15 protein-coding genes are annotated in these 15,651 nt (G+C 65.8%); 5 read left to right on the top strand and 10 right to left on the bottom strand.

The features are described 5' to 3' along the window. Window positions 1-371: 371 nt before the first annotated feature. Entirely contained in the window at window positions 372-3,827 is a 3,456-nt protein-coding gene (gene mfd, locus NDN01_RS07920; RefSeq protein WP_272626808.1) for a transcription-repair coupling factor, read from the bottom strand. 130 nt (window positions 3,828-3,957) lie between these two features. Further along, the gene (locus NDN01_RS07925) at window positions 3,958-4,224 is read right to left on the bottom strand and encodes an FAD assembly factor SdhE (protein ID WP_272626809.1); all 267 of its coding nucleotides are present in this window, start codon (window positions 4,222-4,224) and stop codon (window positions 3,958-3,960) included. Between NDN01_RS07925 and recG the strand changes: the two genes are divergently transcribed. Continuing rightward, on the top strand, window positions 4,223-6,358 hold the full coding sequence (gene recG, locus NDN01_RS07930) for an ATP-dependent DNA helicase RecG (RefSeq protein ID WP_272626810.1): 2,136 nt from the start codon (window positions 4,223-4,225) through the stop codon (window positions 6,356-6,358). The genes NDN01_RS07925 and recG overlap by 2 nt on opposite strands. A 2-nt stretch (window positions 6,359-6,360) precedes the next feature. Here the strand turns inward: recG and NDN01_RS07935 are convergent, their stop codons facing one another. From NDN01_RS07935 to serS, 7 genes are all read right to left on the bottom strand, one after another. After that, on the bottom strand, window positions 6,361-6,690 hold the full coding sequence (locus NDN01_RS07935) for a PilZ domain-containing protein (protein ID WP_272626811.1): 330 nt from the start codon (window positions 6,688-6,690) through the stop codon (window positions 6,361-6,363). A 65-nt stretch (window positions 6,691-6,755) separates the two neighbouring features. Beyond that, the gene (locus tag NDN01_RS07940; RefSeq protein WP_272626812.1) at window positions 6,756-7,928 is read right to left on the bottom strand and encodes a M23 family metallopeptidase; all 1,173 of its coding nucleotides are present in this window, start codon (window positions 7,926-7,928) and stop codon (window positions 6,756-6,758) included. 50 nt (window positions 7,929-7,978) lie between these two features. Next, entirely contained in the window at window positions 7,979-8,299 is a 321-nt protein-coding gene (locus tag NDN01_RS07945; RefSeq protein ID WP_272626813.1) for a PilZ domain-containing protein, read from the bottom strand. A gap of 136 nt (window positions 8,300-8,435) precedes the next feature. Next, entirely contained in the window at window positions 8,436-9,665 is a 1,230-nt protein-coding gene (tyrS, locus tag NDN01_RS07950) for a tyrosine--tRNA ligase (RefSeq protein WP_272626814.1), read from the bottom strand. Between the two features lie 49 nt (window positions 9,666-9,714). Continuing rightward, entirely contained in the window at window positions 9,715-10,791 is a 1,077-nt protein-coding gene (locus tag NDN01_RS07955; protein WP_272626815.1) for a M23 family metallopeptidase, read from the bottom strand. 11 nt (window positions 10,792-10,802) lie between these two features. Beyond that, complete coding sequence (gene surE / locus NDN01_RS07960; protein ID WP_272626816.1) at window positions 10,803-11,567, bottom strand: 5'/3'-nucleotidase SurE; 765 nt, start codon at window positions 11,565-11,567, stop codon at window positions 10,803-10,805. Beyond that, complete coding sequence (gene serS / locus NDN01_RS07965; RefSeq protein ID WP_272626817.1) at window positions 11,567-12,844, bottom strand: serine--tRNA ligase; 1,278 nt, start codon at window positions 12,842-12,844, stop codon at window positions 11,567-11,569. Before serS ends, surE begins: the two co-directional genes overlap by 1 nt. Here serS and NDN01_RS07970 point away from each other — a divergent pair. The 4 genes from NDN01_RS07970 to NDN01_RS07985 all read left to right on the top strand — a co-directional run bounded on the left by NDN01_RS07970 (window position 12,843) and on the right by NDN01_RS07985 (window position 15,334). Next, window positions 12,843-13,190, top strand: a complete 348-nt coding sequence (locus NDN01_RS07970) for a hypothetical protein (RefSeq protein WP_272626818.1) — start codon at window positions 12,843-12,845, stop codon at window positions 13,188-13,190. The genes serS and NDN01_RS07970 overlap by 2 nt on opposite strands. Window positions 13,191-13,202: 12 nt before the next feature. Further along, window positions 13,203-13,859: a hypothetical protein gene (locus tag NDN01_RS07975; RefSeq protein WP_272626819.1), complete on the top strand. Its 657-nt coding sequence runs from the start codon at window positions 13,203-13,205 to the stop codon at window positions 13,857-13,859. 552 nt (window positions 13,860-14,411) lie between these two features. Continuing rightward, window positions 14,412-14,876 (top strand): RNA polymerase-binding protein DksA, encoded by a 465-nt coding sequence (gene dksA, locus NDN01_RS07980; protein WP_272626820.1) that lies wholly within the window; start codon window positions 14,412-14,414, stop codon window positions 14,874-14,876. 80 nt (window positions 14,877-14,956) lie between these two features. Next, window positions 14,957-15,334, top strand: a complete 378-nt coding sequence (locus NDN01_RS07985; RefSeq protein ID WP_272626821.1) for a PilZ domain-containing protein — start codon at window positions 14,957-14,959, stop codon at window positions 15,332-15,334. A gap of 50 nt (window positions 15,335-15,384) precedes the next feature. Here the strand turns inward: NDN01_RS07985 and NDN01_RS07990 are convergent, their stop codons facing one another. After that, window positions 15,385-15,540, bottom strand: a complete 156-nt coding sequence (locus NDN01_RS07990) for a YdcH family protein (RefSeq protein ID WP_272626822.1) — start codon at window positions 15,538-15,540, stop codon at window positions 15,385-15,387. Window positions 15,541-15,651 lie beyond the last annotated feature (111 nt).

Here is a 15,651-nt window from a genome sequence, read left to right on the forward strand (position 1 = left end):
GGACAACAAGGACCGGGCGAGGGTCTATCATCCCGGTTATGCGGCGTTACTGCCCGACCCCGACGGCAGCAATATCGGGGCAGTCTTCCGCGGAAGTCCAAAAGGCAGAAGCGGATTTCCCTGTTCCTGGCGATTAACAGGGAAATTAACAGGGAATTTGATTTTTTCGTCACGCACTTCGGCGGCATATCGTCAATTATCTACATTATAACAATATCTTGAAGGAAATTCCCTGTTATCCGATAACAGGGAATTTATGCCGCCCGAACAGGGAAACGATACCATCGATGAGAAGGAGCGGGCAGGACGCGGCAACACGCCCAAATCCATGCTGCACCTGCATTTGCCCTCATTGAATCGACGGCGGGCAATCACCCCGCTGCCTTGGCCAGCCCCTTGGACAATTGCAGCGCGCCGTTAAGCCGCGCCTTGGGATCGCCCCAGGCGCGGGTGACCACCAGCTTGCTGTCTGGCCGCAGCCTCGCGACTCCATCGAGACGCGCGATCCAGGCAAGCAGGCCGTCGATATTGGGCGGCTTGTCGTCGTGGAAGCTGACCAGTGCGCCGCGCGGCCCGACGTCGATCTTCGCGACGCACGCCTTCTTGGCGTTGAGCTTGATCTCCATGAGGCGGATCAGATTCTCGGTCGGATCGGGCAACGGGCCGAACCGGTCGATCAGCTCCGCCGCGAAAGCCTCGACCGCCTGCGATTCGTCGAGGTCGTTCAGGCGGCGATACAGGCCCATGCGCAGGTCGAGGTCCGGAACATAGTCTTCCGGGATGAGAATCGGCGCATCGACGGTGATCTGCGGAGAGAAGTCGCGTGGGCGCTGGGCGAGGCCGCCGGCCTTCGCTTCCATGATCGCCTCTTCCAGCATCGACTGGTAAAGTTCGTAGCCGACCTCCTTGATATGCCCCGACTGTTCGTCGCCGAGCAGGTTGCCGGCACCGCGAATATCCAGATCGTGGCTGGCAAGCTGGAAGCCGGCCCCGAGACTATCGAGATCGCTGAGAACCTTCAGGCGCTTTTCGGCGGTCTCGGTGACGATCCGGTCGGCCGGAGTGGTGAGATAGGCATAGGCCCGCGTCTTGGCCCGGCCCACGCGGCCGCGCAGCTGATAGAGCTGGGCGAGGCCGAAGCGGTCGGCCCGGTGGATGATCATCGTATTGGCGCTGGGGATGTCGAGCCCGCTTTCGACGATCGTGGTGGAGATCAGCACTTCGAATTTCTTGTCGTAGAAGGCGGACATCCGCTCCTCGACTTCGGTCGGGGACATCTGGCCGTGCGCGGTGACCGCGCGAACCTCCGGGACATGGTCGCGCATGAACTGCTCGATATCGGGGACATCGGCGACACGAGGCGTGACGAAGAAGCTCTGGCCGCCGCGATAATGCTCCCGCAGCAATGCTTCGCGCAGCACGACCGGGTCCCAAGGCATGATATAGGTGCGTACCGCAAGGCGATCGACCGGCGGTGTCTGGATCACCGACAGCTCGCGCAGGCCGGACATCGCCATCTGCAGCGTTCGCGGGATCGGGGTGGCGGTCAGCGTCAGGACGTGGACATCGGTCTTGAGCGCCTTGAGCCGTTCCTTGTGAGTCACGCCGAAGCGCTGCTCCTCATCGACGATGACGAGGCCGAGGCGCTTGAATTCCACTGACTTGGCAAGGATCGCGTGAGTCCCGACAATGACGTCGATCGTTCCGTTTTCCAGTCCTTCACGCGTCGCCTTGGCCTCGGCGGCGGGAACAAGCCGGGAGAGGCGGCCCACATTGAGCGGAAAGCCTTCGAAGCGGGCGGTGAAGTTCTGGAAGTGCTGGCGGGCGAGCAACGTGGTCGGGCACACCACCGCGACCTGCAGGCCTGACATGGCGGCGGCGAAGGCGGCGCGGAGCGCGACCTCGGTCTTGCCGAAGCCGACATCGCCGACGACGAGCCGGTCCATCGGCGTACCGGTGGCGAGATCGCCGAGCACGTCGTTGATCGCGCGGTCCTGATCCTCGGTTTCTTCATAAGGGAAACGATCGACGAAGCTGGCGTAACCGCTCTGGTCGGGCTCGATTGCATCGGCGGGGCGGAGCGCGCGTTCGGCGGCGGTCGCAATCAACTCGCCGGCGATCTCGCGGATTCGCTCCTTCATGCGGCTCTTGCGGCGCTGCCAGGCCTCGCCACCGAGCTTGTCGAGGCTCGCGCCCTCGCTGTCCGAGCCGTAGCGGGTAAGGACTTCGAGATTCTCGACCGGCACGAACAATTTGTCGCCGCCGGCATAAGTCAGCGCGACGCAATCATGCGGGCTCTGCCCGACGGGGATCGAGGTCAGTCCCTCATAGCGGCCGATACCGTGATCGACATGGACGACCAGATCACCGGGCGTGAGCATCGCCAGCTCGGCGAGGAACGCGTCAGCGGATTTCTTGCGCTTCTGGCGGCGGACCAGACGGTCCCCGAGCATGTCCTGCTCGGTCAGGAGCGCGACCTGCGGGGTCGAGAAACCATGGTCGAGCGGCAGGACGATCAGCGCGATGCCCTTGTCAGCGGCTCCGAGAGCCTCCTGCCAGGTATCGACCTTGGTAGCGGCCTTCAAGCCGTGATCGGCGAGGAGCGTGGACAGCCGTTCACGCGCGCCGATCGAATAGCTCGCGAGGATCGGCTTGCGGCCGTCGCGGCGGAGCGTCGCGATATGGTGGACGACAGCCTCATAGACATTCGCGCCGCTTGACCGTTCCGCACCGAAATCGCGCGGGCCATCGACGTTGAAGTCGAGGACGATGGCGCTTTCGGGCTCGTGGAACTGGGTGGTGAGATGGGCCGGCGCGTGTTCGAGCCGCTCGGCGAAGTCCTTGGCGGTGAGGTAAAGCGCATCTGGCGGAAGTGGGCGATAGCTGCCCGGATCGCTCGACTGCGCCTTGACCCGGTTGGCGTGATAGTCGGTGATCGCCTCGAACCGCTGTTCAGCCGCGCCGAGCACGCCGGCATCGCGGACAACCACGGCGTCGGCCCCGAGATGGTCGAACAAGGTCGCCATCTTCTCCTCGAACAACGGAAGCCAATGCTCCATGCCGGCAAGGCGGCGGCCATCGCTGATCGCCTGGTAGAGCGGATCGCCGGTCGCGGTCGCGCCGAAGCGTTCGCGATAGCGGCTGCGGAACCGCTTGATGCTGTCCTCGTCGAGCAAGGTCTCGGACGCCGGCAGCAGGGTGAAGCCGTCGATCCGGCCCGTGGTGCGCTGATCGGCGGGATCGAAGGTGCGGACGCTTTCGATTTCGTCGCCGAAGAAATCGAGGCGAAGCGCCTGATCCTGGCCCGAGGGAAAGAGGTCGACCAGACCGCCGCGTACCGCGAACTCGCCCGAATCGGCGACCGTCTCGACCCGCGAATAGCCGTTGGACTGGAGCAGTTCAGCGAGCCGGTCCCGACCGATGCGTTCCTTGGGCGCGAGCGTCGCGACAAGCTGGCGGATGCGAAAAGGTGTCAGCGTGCGCTGCGCGGCGGCATTGGCGGTCGTGATGAGGAGCTGGGGCCCTTTGACTAGCTGCTGGAGGCGGTGGAGCGTCGCCATGCGCTCGGCCATGACGTGCAGCGTCGGCGAGGCGCGATCGTAAGGCAGGCAGTCCCAGGCCGGGAAGGTCAGGACCTCCAGCTCCGGCGCGAAGACCGGCGCGGTCGCGGCGATGGCGCGCATCGCGGCTTCGTCCGGTGCGATGAACACGGCCCGCGTCTTCGCGGCGCGGGCGAGGTCGGCGAGCAGCCAGGGCTCGAACCCCGTCGGCACGCCGGCGAGGGTGAGAGGCGTCTTGGCCGAAAGAATTGTCTTCAGGTCGGGCATCAAATTTCAGCTTCCGTTGCCGCCATGCCGGACTTGTTCCGGCATCCACCGTTGCGAAAACGCCAGGGCTTCGATGCCCCGCGGGCCGGTGGCCCCCGGAACACGTCCGGGGTGACGCACTTGGTTTAACTCAGCGAGAGATCGGCACGTAGGTCAGCACGCGCATCGCTTCCATGATCGGCCCCTCGTAGCGCGCCGGGCAGGTGTCGGTGCCGATGGCCCAGGCCATGATATCGACATCCTGTTCTTCGAGCAGCTCCTCGAACAGATCGATCTCCGCATCGTTCCAGCCGGAAGCGGCGGCATCGCAAAAGCCGCCGATCAGCAAATCAGCCTCCTTGGTGCCGCGATGCCAGGCTCGAAAGCGCAGGCGTTTCAGGCGGATGTCACGATCCATGGTTTTCCAACGACAATTGGCCGGCGGGCGCTGGCGGCGCACGTCGGCTGGGGGTAGGAGCATGCAGATAGTCATGCGGCCCGATATCCTCAATCCATTGTTCGCCGAGATCACGGCATTGAAAGGCGTCGGCCCCGGACTGGCCAAGCCGCTCGACAAGCTCGGCCTGCACCGCGTGATCGACATGGCATTCCACCTGCCGACCGGCTGGATCGACCGGGTGCCGCGCGAAGAGCTCGACATGGCGGATGCCGGCCGGACGATCGCGATCACGCTGACCGCCGTCGAGCACCGATCGGGCAATGGCCGCGGGCCGAGCCGGGTCAGGGCCGTCGACGCCAAGGGCAACCATGTCAGCTTGGTCTATTTCGGCGGCCATCCGGGCTGGGCGAAGAAACTGCTGCCGACAGGCGAGCCGCGCCGCGTTTCCGGCCGGCTCGAGATGTACGGGCAGGAATTGCAGATGGTCCATCCGGACTATGTGCTGCCGCTCGACGAGGCGCCTGATGTGGGCGAGCGCGAGTCGATCTATCCGCTGTCGGAAGGAATCACCTCGCGCCGGATGGGGCAACTCACCGCGCAGGCGGTGGAGCGCTCGCCGGATCTGCCGGAATGGATCGAGCCGGGACTGCTCGCGAAACATGGCTGGCCATCGTGGCGCGAAGCGCTGGGGCGAGTGCATGCCGACCCGTCCGATGCCAAGGCGAAGGAGCGGCTTGCCTATGACGAGCTGTTCGCCAACCAGCTCGCGCTGATGCTGGTGCGGCAATCGTCCAGGGCGCGGCGGGGCAGGGCGCTTGCCGGTGACGGGCGGCTGCGCGACGCGCTCGAACTGCCCTACGCGCTGACCGGCGCTCAGGCGCGGACGGTGCGGGAGATCGAGGGCGACCTGCAACAGGCCCAGCCGATGCTGCGCCTGCTGCAGGGCGATGTGGGGTCGGGCAAGACCCTGGTCGCGACGATGGCGCTGCTGATGGCGGTCGAGGCGGGGGCCCAGGGCGCGCTGCTCGCCCCGACCGAAATCCTCGCACGCCAGCATTTCGAGACGCTCCGCCGCCAGCTCGGCGGCCTGCCGGTCGAGCTGGCGGTGCTGACCGGGCGCGACAAAGGCAGGGTGCGCGAGGCGACCCTGATGGGGCTCGCCTCGGGCGCGATCCATATCCTGATCGGCACGCACGCGATCTTCCAGGAGACAGTGACCTACAAGGACCTCGCGCTGGTCGTGGTGGACGAGCAGCATCGTTTCGGCGTGGCCCAGCGCATGATGTTGCAGGCCAAGGCGGAGCGCCCCCCGCATCTGCTGGCGATGACCGCGACGCCGATCCCGCGCACGCTGACTCTCGCCAATTACGGCGAGATGGACGTCAGCCAGCTCGATGAGATGCCGCCGGGCCGCCAGCCGATCGAGACGCGGGTCATCTCCGAAGATCGCCTGCCGGAGGTCGTCGATGCACTGGCGCGGCATCTATCGGACGGCGGCCAGGCTTATTGGGTGTGCCCGCTGGTCGAGGAGAGCGAGAAGAGCGATCTGGCGGCGGCCGAGGATCGGGCGGAGACGTTGCGGACACGCTTCGGCGATCGCGTCGGGCTGGTGCACGGCCGGATGAAGGGGTCGGAGAAGGACGCGGTGATGGCCGGCTTCGCCGGCGGGCGGACCGGCGTGCTCGTCGCGACGACGGTGATCGAGGTCGGGGTCGACGTGCCCAATGCGACGCTGATCGTGATCGAGCATGCCGACCGGTTCGGGCTGGCCCAGCTTCACCAGTTGCGCGGGAGAGTCGGGCGCGGCAGCGGGCGGTCGATCTGCCTGCTGATCCGCGGCAACCAGCTTGGCGAGACGTCGCGGGCCCGGTTGGCGTTGATGCGCGAGACCAATGACGGATTCCGTATCGCCGAAGAGGATCTGCGGCTACGCGGGGCGGGCGACCTGCTTGGTACGAAACAGTCGGGCGAAGCGGGGTTCAGGCTGGCGACCGCCGAGACGCTCGAGGCGCTTTTGCCGGCCGCCGCCGCTGATGCACGGCTGCTGATCGATCGCGACGGCGGGCTGGAGGGTGCACGAGGGCAGGCGGCACGGACCGCCCTGTATCTGTTCGAGCGCGACGCGGGAGTGGCGTTGCTCCGCTCGGGCTGATCTCAGCGCATTACCTCCGCCTGGCTGACCAGCATCGCCAGCAGCTCGCCATATTGTTCGGGGCCGATCGGCTGGTCGAATTCGCAGCCGATCCGTCCACCCAGCGACCAGCGCAGCCTGGCGCGGCAGGTACCGATCAGGGGCAGCATGATCTGGAGCCATTCGCCCGGAGCGAGCTGGGCGTCGCACCGGGCCATCAGTCCGTTGGCTGACAGGTCGACGATCACCAGCGACAATGCCTGCCCATCCGGCCCGGTGGCGCGGGTCCGGTGAAAGACGGGAATGCGTTCATCGACGCGCTTCTCCTGGAAGGGATGGCTTTCCAGACCCATGGCTTACCCCTGGTACGCCGGGGAATACTCGGTCGCGTACCTGCACGACTTTGGCCCGAACGCGTTTAACGCCGGGTTTGCCGCGGCTTAAGGGATTCCACGGTGCCGAAAGCGAGGACGATGTTGAAGCCGGGCCATTCCCGGAGGCGCTCCGGCGTGAGATCCTTCGGGGCGTGCCATGGCACCTTGCCGAATTGAGCCATGTCGTCGATCCGCCCAAGCAGGACGAAACGGTCGAAGACGAAGGGGACGCCCTCGGCACCAAGCAGCGAATTGGCGTCGGCCAGATGAAAATGGAGATGCGGCCCGGTCGTATCGCCGGTGAAGCCAAGCCTGCCGATGACCTGCCCCTGCCGGACCCGCTCACCCAGTCTTACCCGAACATTGCCTGGTCTCAGATGCTCGTAGAAGGCGACCTGTCCGTTCCCGAGGCGGAGCGCGACATAGTTGCCCGCACCTTCGCCAAGGGGATGGGCAGGGTTCCGGGAGATTAGCGCGCTCTCAGCGACATCGTCGCGCATGCCGACGATCTCGCCATCCGCCACGGCGAGCACGTCGTCGCCATAGCCGAAGGCATCGCCAGTCCGGTCGGCATCGCCGGTGGTGGTGCGGCCCTGCTGATCGAGCTTGACGAAATCAATCGCATAGCGGCCGGGAAGGCGTGCCCGCCCGTCGATGGTGTAGAAAACCCGTCGATGGCCGCGTTGCCAGGAGGGGTCATGGACCGCTGCCCAGGGCCCGCCCGCGAGTGGCGGCCCCAGGATGACGGGTGAGGCAGCGTTGATCTCCTGCCACGGAGCTTCCGTCCGGAAGATCCGATCATCCCCGGCCACCTTATAGTCGATGATGGGGCGAAACGCCCGAGGGACACCACCGGGCTGAAGGTCGGTTTCCACGAACAGGACCGAGCGAGATCCCGGCGCCACGGACCCGCCCGGGCCTGAAACGCCCGCCAGCCGCCGGTCAAGCGTCTCGCCGGCGAATTCAGCGAGGGTCTTGTTTGCGCGGTCGAGGATCCGGATGCGTTTCACCGTCAACGGCGAATCGCTGAAGTTGGTGAGGTGGATTTCGTAGGTCAGCTCGGCCTTGCCCAGTATTTTTACCGGCGTCGGCGCCTGCGGAACCGTGACATCGAAAGACTGCCTGACGACGGCGGCGGGTGGTTCTTCCCGGGCTTGTCCAGCAGCGGAAAGGAGCGCCAGGCCCGGCAGGAGCGGCCAGTGGATCGGTCGTATCATCCCGGCCACGCTCGCATGCTATGCCACGGTGTTCAACGATTACTGAAGCGTCAGCGGCCGCGCAGCAGCACCGCGAGCAGATCGTAATAATCGGCCAGCTCGATCGCCTGGTCGAGCTCGCAACCGATCCGGCCGCCGAGGAGCCAGCGGATCTCGGTGGAGATCACGCCAACGACCGGCAGCGTGACCGTCAGGCGGTCGCCCACCTTATAGGGCACGTCGCATCGCGCCATGAGGCCGAGCGCCGAGATGTTAACGATGAGGAGGTTAACCGGCCGCGCATCGGGGCCGAAGGCGCGCGTACGGAAATGCACCTCATCGCGCGGCGTGCCACGTTCATCGACCGGTCTCGCACTCCCGAATGCTGCCATGGCTCACTCCCTCGGAGTGCCAAGGCTACAGCGCAGGAGTGAATCCGGTCGAAACGAAATTGTTTAACGACTCCTTGCTTCGCCTCCAAAGCACTTGTGCTTCAAGGGTTTATGGCAGCAATGTTACGTACAAACCCTAGCCCGCGACAAGAATCCCATGATGCTTCTTGCCAGCGGCGATGCGCACCGGCTCTCCGCCGACACGGATGGTCAGCGCTTCATCCGTCACCTTGTCAGCACCGACGCGGGCGCCGCCACCCTTGATCAGGCGCCTCGCCTCGCCCTTGGAGGCGCACAGGCCAAGCGAGACCAGCGCATCGACGATGCCGATCTCGCCGCCCGCGACCGTGTAGGTCGGCAGAGAATCCCCGGCGGAACCTTCCTCGAAAGTACGGCGTGCGGTCTCCGCTGCCTCGGCGGCGGCGGCTTCGCCGCGGCACATCGCCGTCGCCGCATCGGCCAGGATTTTCTTGGCCTCGTTGATCTCGGCACCTTGCAGCGCTTCCAGCCGCGCAATCTCGTCGAGCGGCAGATCAGTGAACAGCCGCAGGAAACGGCCGACGTCGCGATCGTCCGTGTTCCGCCAGAACTGCCAGTAGTCATAATGGGGCAACTGGTCTTCATGGAGCCAGACGGCGCCCGACATGGTCTTGCCCATCTTGCCGCCATCCGCCGTGGTGATCAGCGGGGTGGTGATCCCGTACACCTCGGTCGAATCGACCCGGCGCGACAGCTCGATGCCGTTGACGATATTGCCCCACTGATCCGATCCGCCCATCTGAAGGCGGCAGCCAGCGCGACGCGACAGCTCCAGGAAATCATAGGCCTGCAGGATCATGTAGTTGAATTCGAGGAAGCTCAGCGACTGCTCGCGATCGAGCCGAAGCTTGACCGAGTCGAAGCTCAGCATCCGGTTGACCGAGAAATGCTGGCCGATGTCACGCAGGAACGGGATATATTCCAGCGCATCCAGCCACTCGGCATTGTCGAGCATGATCGCGTCGGTCGGACCATCGCCGAAGGTCAGGAAGCGTTCGAAGATGCGGCGGATCGACGCCACGTTGGTCGCAATACCATCCTCGCTGAGCAGCTTGCGCGCCTCGTCCTTGAAGCTCGGATCGCCGATCTTGCCGGTGCCGCCGCCCATCAGCACGATCGGCTTATGCCCGGCCTGCTGAAGGCGGCGGAGCAGCATGATCTGAACCAGGCTGCCGACGTGCAGCGACGGCGCCGTCGGATCGAAACCGATATAGCCAGGCACGACCTGCCTGTTCGCAAGCCCATCGAGGCCGGCGGCATCGGTGAGCTGGTGGATATAGCCGCGCGTCGAAAGCAGGCGGAGAAGATCGGAGGTATGCTCGGTCATGATGCGGCGGCGCTTAGCATCGGCGCGCGCCCGTCGCTAGCAGGGGCAGCTAGCGGGAGGGCAATTGTCCGAGCGGATCCACCGGCGTGCGGCCCTTGCGCATCTCGAAATGAAGTTCAGGCCGGTCGGCGAGACCCGAATCGCCCGAGGTCGCGATCGTCTGGCCCTTCCTGACCGACTGGCCGCGCTGCACGAGCAACTGGCTGGCGTGACCATAGACGGTGGTCCAACCGTCGCCATGCTTCAGGATCACCAGCCCGCCGAGATTGGCGACCTCGTTCCCGGCGTAAGCGACCACGCCATCAGCGGCGGCGAGGATCGGGGTACCGAGAGGAGCCGCGATCTTGATGCCATTATAGCGTTCGCCGCTCGCGCCCGGGCCGAACCGCGCGACGACGGTACCGCGCAGCGGCCAGGCAAAGGCCCCGTGCAGCCGCGCCGGCTCGGCGAGCGCGGCCGAGGAGGGGAGGACACGCCCCGGAGAGCTGGTGGGCCGGGCCGGGCGCTGGTTGCTGGCGAGGGCCGGCTCGCCACCGGTGACGATATCGTCGACATCGAGACGGAAGGCGGCGGCGCGTTCCGCCACCGTCTGGGGGCCACCGGGAATCAGCACGCGCATGCCGACCCGCAGCGTATAGGGCTGGCTCAGGTCGTTGGCGGTCACGATCCGCGACCAGTCGACGCCATAGGCGCGCGCGATGGCGATGCCCGTCTCGCCCGCGCGGACGAGGTGATAGCGACCCGCCGGGATGGCGAGTCGCTGGCCCGCGCGGATCACGAACGGCGCCGACAGGCCGTTGGCGCGTGCAATCGCCTCGGAACCCGAACCCGTCTTGTCGGCGATGCCGCGCAGTGTTTCGCCGGGCTGGACCACATAGGTGCTGGCGCCGATCGTCTGTGCGGTGGCCGTGACCGGGCGGGCCTGCCATGCGGACGGAGCGGTAGGGGGGCTGCGTACGTCGTTGTCGACGCTCTGGCGTTCATAGCTCTGGCGCTCATAGGGGATCGCCGGAGCCGGCGCGTAGGGCGGATCGGCCGATTGCATCTGCGGGATGCAACCGCACAACAGCGCGAGCGGAAGCGCCGACAGAGCGTGGCGCGCGCGTCTCTCGATATGTCCCCCCATGCCGCCCCCCTTTAGCTATAGGCGGCGTTAAGCATAGCCAGAGATTCACCATGTGTCAGGTCGAGATGAAGGGGCGTGACGGCGACATAGCCGTCGGCGATCGCTTCCAGGTCAGTCGAATGCGCCGGGGTCTCGATGGTCGGTCCAAGCGCGAACCAGTGATATTCGTAGCCGCGCGGATCGCGGTTGCTGACGATCTGCAGCCGGCCGTAGTCGCGCAGGCCCTGGTTGGCGACGCGGATGCCCTTTACCGCGTCAGCCGGCCCGGCGGGGAAATTGACGTTGACCAGCGTGCGCGGCGCGAGCGGGGCGTCGATCAGCGGGCGAAGCACGCGTTCCCCCCAGGCAGCGGCTGCCTCGAACGGCACCGTGTCGCCCATGCCCTCGCGCGAATAGACCTGGCTCAACGCGATCGAGCGGACCCCGGCCAGGGCACCCTCCATCGCGGCCGAGACCGTACCCGAATAGGTGACGTCCTCCGCCAGGTTCGCGCCGCGATTGACGCCCGACAGGATTAGGTCGGGCGGCGAATCCTTCATGATCCGGGCCAGCGCCATCATCACCGCGTCGGTCGGGGTGCCCGCGACCGCGAAACGCCGGTCGGAGAAGCGCCGCACGCGGATCGGGCGGGTGAGGGTCAGCGAATGGCCCGCGCCTGACTGTTCCTCGGCCGGGGCGACGATCCAGACATCGTCGGAAAAGGCCGAAGCGATTTCCTCGAGCACCTTGAGACCCGGGGCATGATAGCCGTCGTCATTGGTCAGGAGGATGCGCATCAGGCCGGCCCCAGCCGATTGAGGCCCCGCAGATAGGGTTGCAGCGCGTCGGGAATGGCGACCGACCCATCCTCCTGCTGGTAATTCTCCAGCACGGCGACGAGGGTGCGGCCGACCGCGAGACCCGAGCCGTTGAGGGTGTGGACGAAGCGCGTGTTCTTCTCGCCCTCCGGCCGGTAGCGCGCGTTCATCCGGCGTGCCTGGAAATCGGTGCAGGTCGAGCAGCTGGAGATTTCCCGGTAACGGTCCTGGCCCGGCAACCAGACTTCGAGATCATAGGTGCGCGCCGCGGTGAAACCCATGTCGCCGGTGCACAGCTTCATGCGGCGGAACGGCAGGCCGAGCGCGGTCAGGATACCCTCGGCGCAAGCGGTCATCCGCTCATGTTCCGCCTCGGAAGTCTCGGGTGTAACGATCGAGACCATCTCGACCTTCTCGAACTGGTGCTGCCGGATGAAGCCGCGCGTGTCGCGGCCCGCGGCGCCGGCCTCCGAGCGGAAACAGGCAGTCAGAGCGGCGAAGCGCAGCGGCAATTCGTCCTCGCTCAGGATCTTCTCGCGCACGATGTTGGTCAGCGAGACCTCGGCCGTGGGAATGAGCCAGCGGCCATCGGTGGTGCGGAACATATCCTCGGCCGCCTTGGGAAGCTGGCCGGTGCCGAATACGATCTCGTCCCTGACCAGCAGCGGCGGGACGACCTGCTCATAGCCATGGTCGTTGCACAGATTGTCCAGCATGAACTGGCCCAGCGCGCGGTGCAGCCGCGCCGCGGCCCCCCGAACAAGGGTGAAGCGCGCGCCGGCAAGCACCACGCCGGTTTCGAAATCCAGTCCGAGGGCCGGGCCGATCGAGTCATGCTCCTTCGGTGCGAAGGCGAAGGTGCCGGGGGTGCCGCGCTCGGCGATCAGGACATTGTCCTCCTCGTCCGCGCCCTGGGGCACGTCGGCGAGCGGCAGGTTGGGAAGGATAGCCAGCTTTCCGTTCAGATCCTCGCCCAGCGCCTTCTCCTCGGCTTCGATCGCGGGCAGCCGTTCCTTGAGGCCGGCAACCTCGGCCATCAGCGTGGCGGCGGTCGCTTCGTCCTTCGACGCCTTGGCCGCGCCGATCGCCTTCGACGCCTCGTTGCGGCGGGCCTGGCCGGCCTGCGCTTCGGTGATCAGCGCGCGACGGCGCTCGTCGAGGGCGACCAGGGTATCGGCCACCGGTGCGAGCCCCCGGCGCGCAAGGGCGGTGTCGAAGGCGGCGGGATTTTCGCGGATGAAGCGGATATCATGCATGGCGGCAGGCTATGGCGGCGGCTCAGCCCCCGCGCAACCCGTGGCGTTGTCCCGGGCGGTCTCAAGCGGAACCTTGCGATTCGAGTCGGCGACAAAGGTCGCCGGAGCCGAACCGGGAAGCGTCGGGGATCAGGCCGAGACGGCAGTTTTCCTGGAGAAACGCTTGCGCGCGACCAACGCGGCCGCCGCAGCGCCGAACAGGAGGACCATCGGCGGCGCGGGCACCGGTGCCGGCGGCCCTCCGCTGGATCCGGTCGAACCGTTGCTGCCATGGCCGCCATTGGAGCTCCAGCCGCCATTGGAACTCCAGCCCTTGCTGCTCGATCCGTGGCTGGACGAGCCATAGCTCGACGAACTGGTGCTGGTGCTCGACCCGTTCGAGGAACTCGAGGTGCTGGTGCTCGATCCGTTGGACGAGCTGGATGTGCTCGACGAGGTCGAGGAGGACACGCCGCTCGACGTGCTGGTCGACGACGAAACGCCGCTGGAAGTGCTGGACGAAACGCCGCTCGACGTGGACGTGGACGAGCCACCGGTCGAGGAGGTGCTGGTGCTCGAAACGCCGCCCGTGCTGGTGCTGGTCGAGGAGCCTCCGCTGCCACCGCTGCCACCGCTTGACGTGCTGGTCGAAGAGCCGCCGGTCGAGGTCGATCCGCCGCTCGTGCTGGTGGACCCGCCGGAACTGCTCGACGTCGACGAAATGATGATGCCGGAGCTGCCGCCGCCCGAGCCGCCGCCGCCGAAGAAGCCGCCTGCGAAGAAACCACCGCCGCCAAAGCCGCCGCCACCACCGACGATGACTGGGCCGCCACCGCCGCCACCCGAAACCATCGGCATCTCGCCGCTCGACCCGGCAAAGGCCGGGGGCAGGGGAATGGGCGCGCCCTGGCTGGTCACCGTCACCACCGCGGGCGCGCAGGTCGCGCGGGTCTTGGTCACGACTCGACGAACCCGACTCACCGGGCGCGCCGCGACCTTGGTCTGGTGGACGACTCGCTTGGTCTGCTTCTGCTGATAGACCTGACGGGTCTGGGACTGTTCGGCGACATGCACCGCGCCGCCGCCGACCAAGGCACCGCCGCATGTGCAGGCACATAGTTTAGCCAAGGCCATCCGCACCGACATTGTTGTCACTCTCTCGCTATCGATACCGGTACGAACCAAATGATCCGGTCCATCACGGCGTCTGACGTGTCGCTATTCAGCAAAGTGCCGAAGAAAGCATTAAGTTCAAGCGCGTTAACCAAGCTTTGGCGGAACTCCAGCCCATTTGTCGCGTTCGCATCGCCATTATCCTGGTTAACGTGCCGCAATGGTACGGCTTCATGGTTAACGCCGCCGGCACGCTTCGCCCAGACGACAAGGCAGCCTGGATGTGGAGCCTGAATGACAGGCCGGCTTCATGAAAGTGCAATGTACGGCTGGCTAGGGGCGATCGCACAATGCCCGGCGATAGTTTTGGCGAGGGGTTGCTTGTGGTGCCCGGGCGGCATGGCTATAGGCCCGCTCGGGATGGAGCGGCGGCGAAGGTGCTCGTAAGGCACCATGTCGCCGACGGGAGAGTGGGATGGCGACGGTCTTGAATCGATTGGACGAATCCGAAAAGTTTCAGCCGCCCGCGGGCGAGGGTGGGGATGGCTATCGGCCAAGTGCCGAGGAGCCGTTCATGAACCCGCGTCAGCAGGCATATTTCCGGGACAAGCTGCAAGCCTGGAAGGAAGCGATCCTGCGCGAAGCCGCCGGCACGCTTTCCCAGCTCCAGGTCGATTCGCTGCGGGAGGCCGATCTCACCGATCGCGCGTCGAGCGAAACGGACTGGTCGATCGAATTGCGCACCCGCGATCGCCAGCGCAAGCTGATCTCCAAGATCGACGCGGCCCTGCGACGAATCGAGGAAGGCGAATATGGCTATTGCGAGGTGACCGGCGAGCCGATCTCGCTCGCGCGCCTTGAAGCCAGGCCGATCGCGACCATGACGGTCGAGGCGCAGGAGCGCCACGAACGACAAGAGAAAGTTTCGCGCGAAGACTGATTTTCCGCATACGTCCTTAAGCGATTGGATACGGTTCGACCGCTATCGTCAGGCGAACGGAGGTCGTTTCGAGCGTTACGATGGACCAATTTTCTCAAGATCCCTACGGCGCGGTCGCTGGCGAAGACGGCGCACACAACCGCAACGACTCGCGTGACAGCCTGTTCCTGATGGCTGACATGCGCGTGCCGGGTGCTTCCAGCGTGCTTCAGGTGCGGGTTCGCAACCTGTCCGCCGGCGGCCTGATGGCTGAATTCCCGACGGGCCTGGATCAGGGCACGCTCGTCGAATTCGATGTGCGTGGTATCGGCTGGGTTCCGGGCAAGGTCGCCTGGTCGGCAGCCGGCAGGATCGGCGTCGCCTTCGACCGGCAGATCGATCCGATGCTGGCGCGCAAACCCGTGGGTACGGGCAACACCACCCCGGTCTTCGTCAAGCCGGTGCTTCCGCGTCGCTGATGCTCGCCTTTGCCTCGCGCGGGCGCACCCGCGCGAGGCGATTCAGCGTCTTACAGCGCCGACATTTCCTCTTTTACGCGCAGTTTCTGCTTCTTGAGCGCCGCCAGGGCGGCTGAGTCGGGCAATGGGCGCTGCGACTCGGCACTGATCTTGCGATCAAGTACGGCATGCTTGGCCTCGAGGGCCGAAAAATGCGCGGTCTGCATGGAAGCGTTCCTCCTACATTGCTGGGCGGGGTAGGGAGTAAAACACGCTCGTCCTTAATTGTCTTCCCCCATTTTGGGCATAATCGACATGCCGAGGGTATTTGAGCGACG

Origin of the sequence: Sphingomonas sp. QA11 (assembly GCF_028473665.1) — a bacterium.
Taxonomy (GTDB): domain Bacteria; phylum Pseudomonadota; class Alphaproteobacteria; order Sphingomonadales; family Sphingomonadaceae; genus Sphingomonas; species Sphingomonas phytovorans.

Excerpts from the sequence above, each read along its gene's own strand:
- dksA (WP_272626820.1), top strand. The coding sequence starts at position 14,412 with ATGGCGACGGTCTTGAATCGATTGGACGAATCCGAAAAGTTTCAGCCG.
- NDN01_RS07985 (WP_272626821.1), top strand. The coding sequence starts at position 14,957 with ATGGACCAATTTTCTCAAGATCCCTACGGCGCGGTCGCTGGCGAAGAC.
- NDN01_RS07955 (WP_272626815.1), bottom strand. The coding sequence starts at position 10,791 with ATGGGGGGACATATCGAGAGACGCGCGCGCCACGCTCTGTCGGCGCTT.
- recG (WP_272626810.1), top strand. The coding sequence starts at position 4,223 with ATGGTTTTCCAACGACAATTGGCCGGCGGGCGCTGGCGGCGCACGTCG.
- NDN01_RS07945 (WP_272626813.1), bottom strand. The coding sequence starts at position 8,299 with ATGGCAGCATTCGGGAGTGCGAGACCGGTCGATGAACGTGGCACGCCG.
- NDN01_RS07970 (WP_272626818.1), top strand. The coding sequence starts at position 12,843 with ATGGCGGCAGGCTATGGCGGCGGCTCAGCCCCCGCGCAACCCGTGGCG.
- NDN01_RS07940 (WP_272626812.1), bottom strand. The coding sequence starts at position 7,928 with ATGATACGACCGATCCACTGGCCGCTCCTGCCGGGCCTGGCGCTCCTT.
- NDN01_RS07925 (WP_272626809.1), bottom strand. The coding sequence starts at position 4,224 with ATGGATCGTGACATCCGCCTGAAACGCCTGCGCTTTCGAGCCTGGCAT.
- NDN01_RS07935 (WP_272626811.1), bottom strand. The coding sequence starts at position 6,690 with ATGGGTCTGGAAAGCCATCCCTTCCAGGAGAAGCGCGTCGATGAACGC.
- mfd (WP_272626808.1), bottom strand. The coding sequence starts at position 3,827 with ATGCCCGACCTGAAGACAATTCTTTCGGCCAAGACGCCTCTCACCCTC.
- serS (WP_272626817.1), bottom strand. The coding sequence starts at position 12,844 with ATGCATGATATCCGCTTCATCCGCGAAAATCCCGCCGCCTTCGACACC.
- surE (WP_272626816.1), bottom strand. The coding sequence starts at position 11,567 with ATGCGCATCCTCCTGACCAATGACGACGGCTATCATGCCCCGGGTCTC.
- NDN01_RS07990 (WP_272626822.1), bottom strand. The coding sequence starts at position 15,540 with ATGCAGACCGCGCATTTTTCGGCCCTCGAGGCCAAGCATGCCGTACTT.
- tyrS (WP_272626814.1), bottom strand. The coding sequence starts at position 9,665 with ATGACCGAGCATACCTCCGATCTTCTCCGCCTGCTTTCGACGCGCGGC.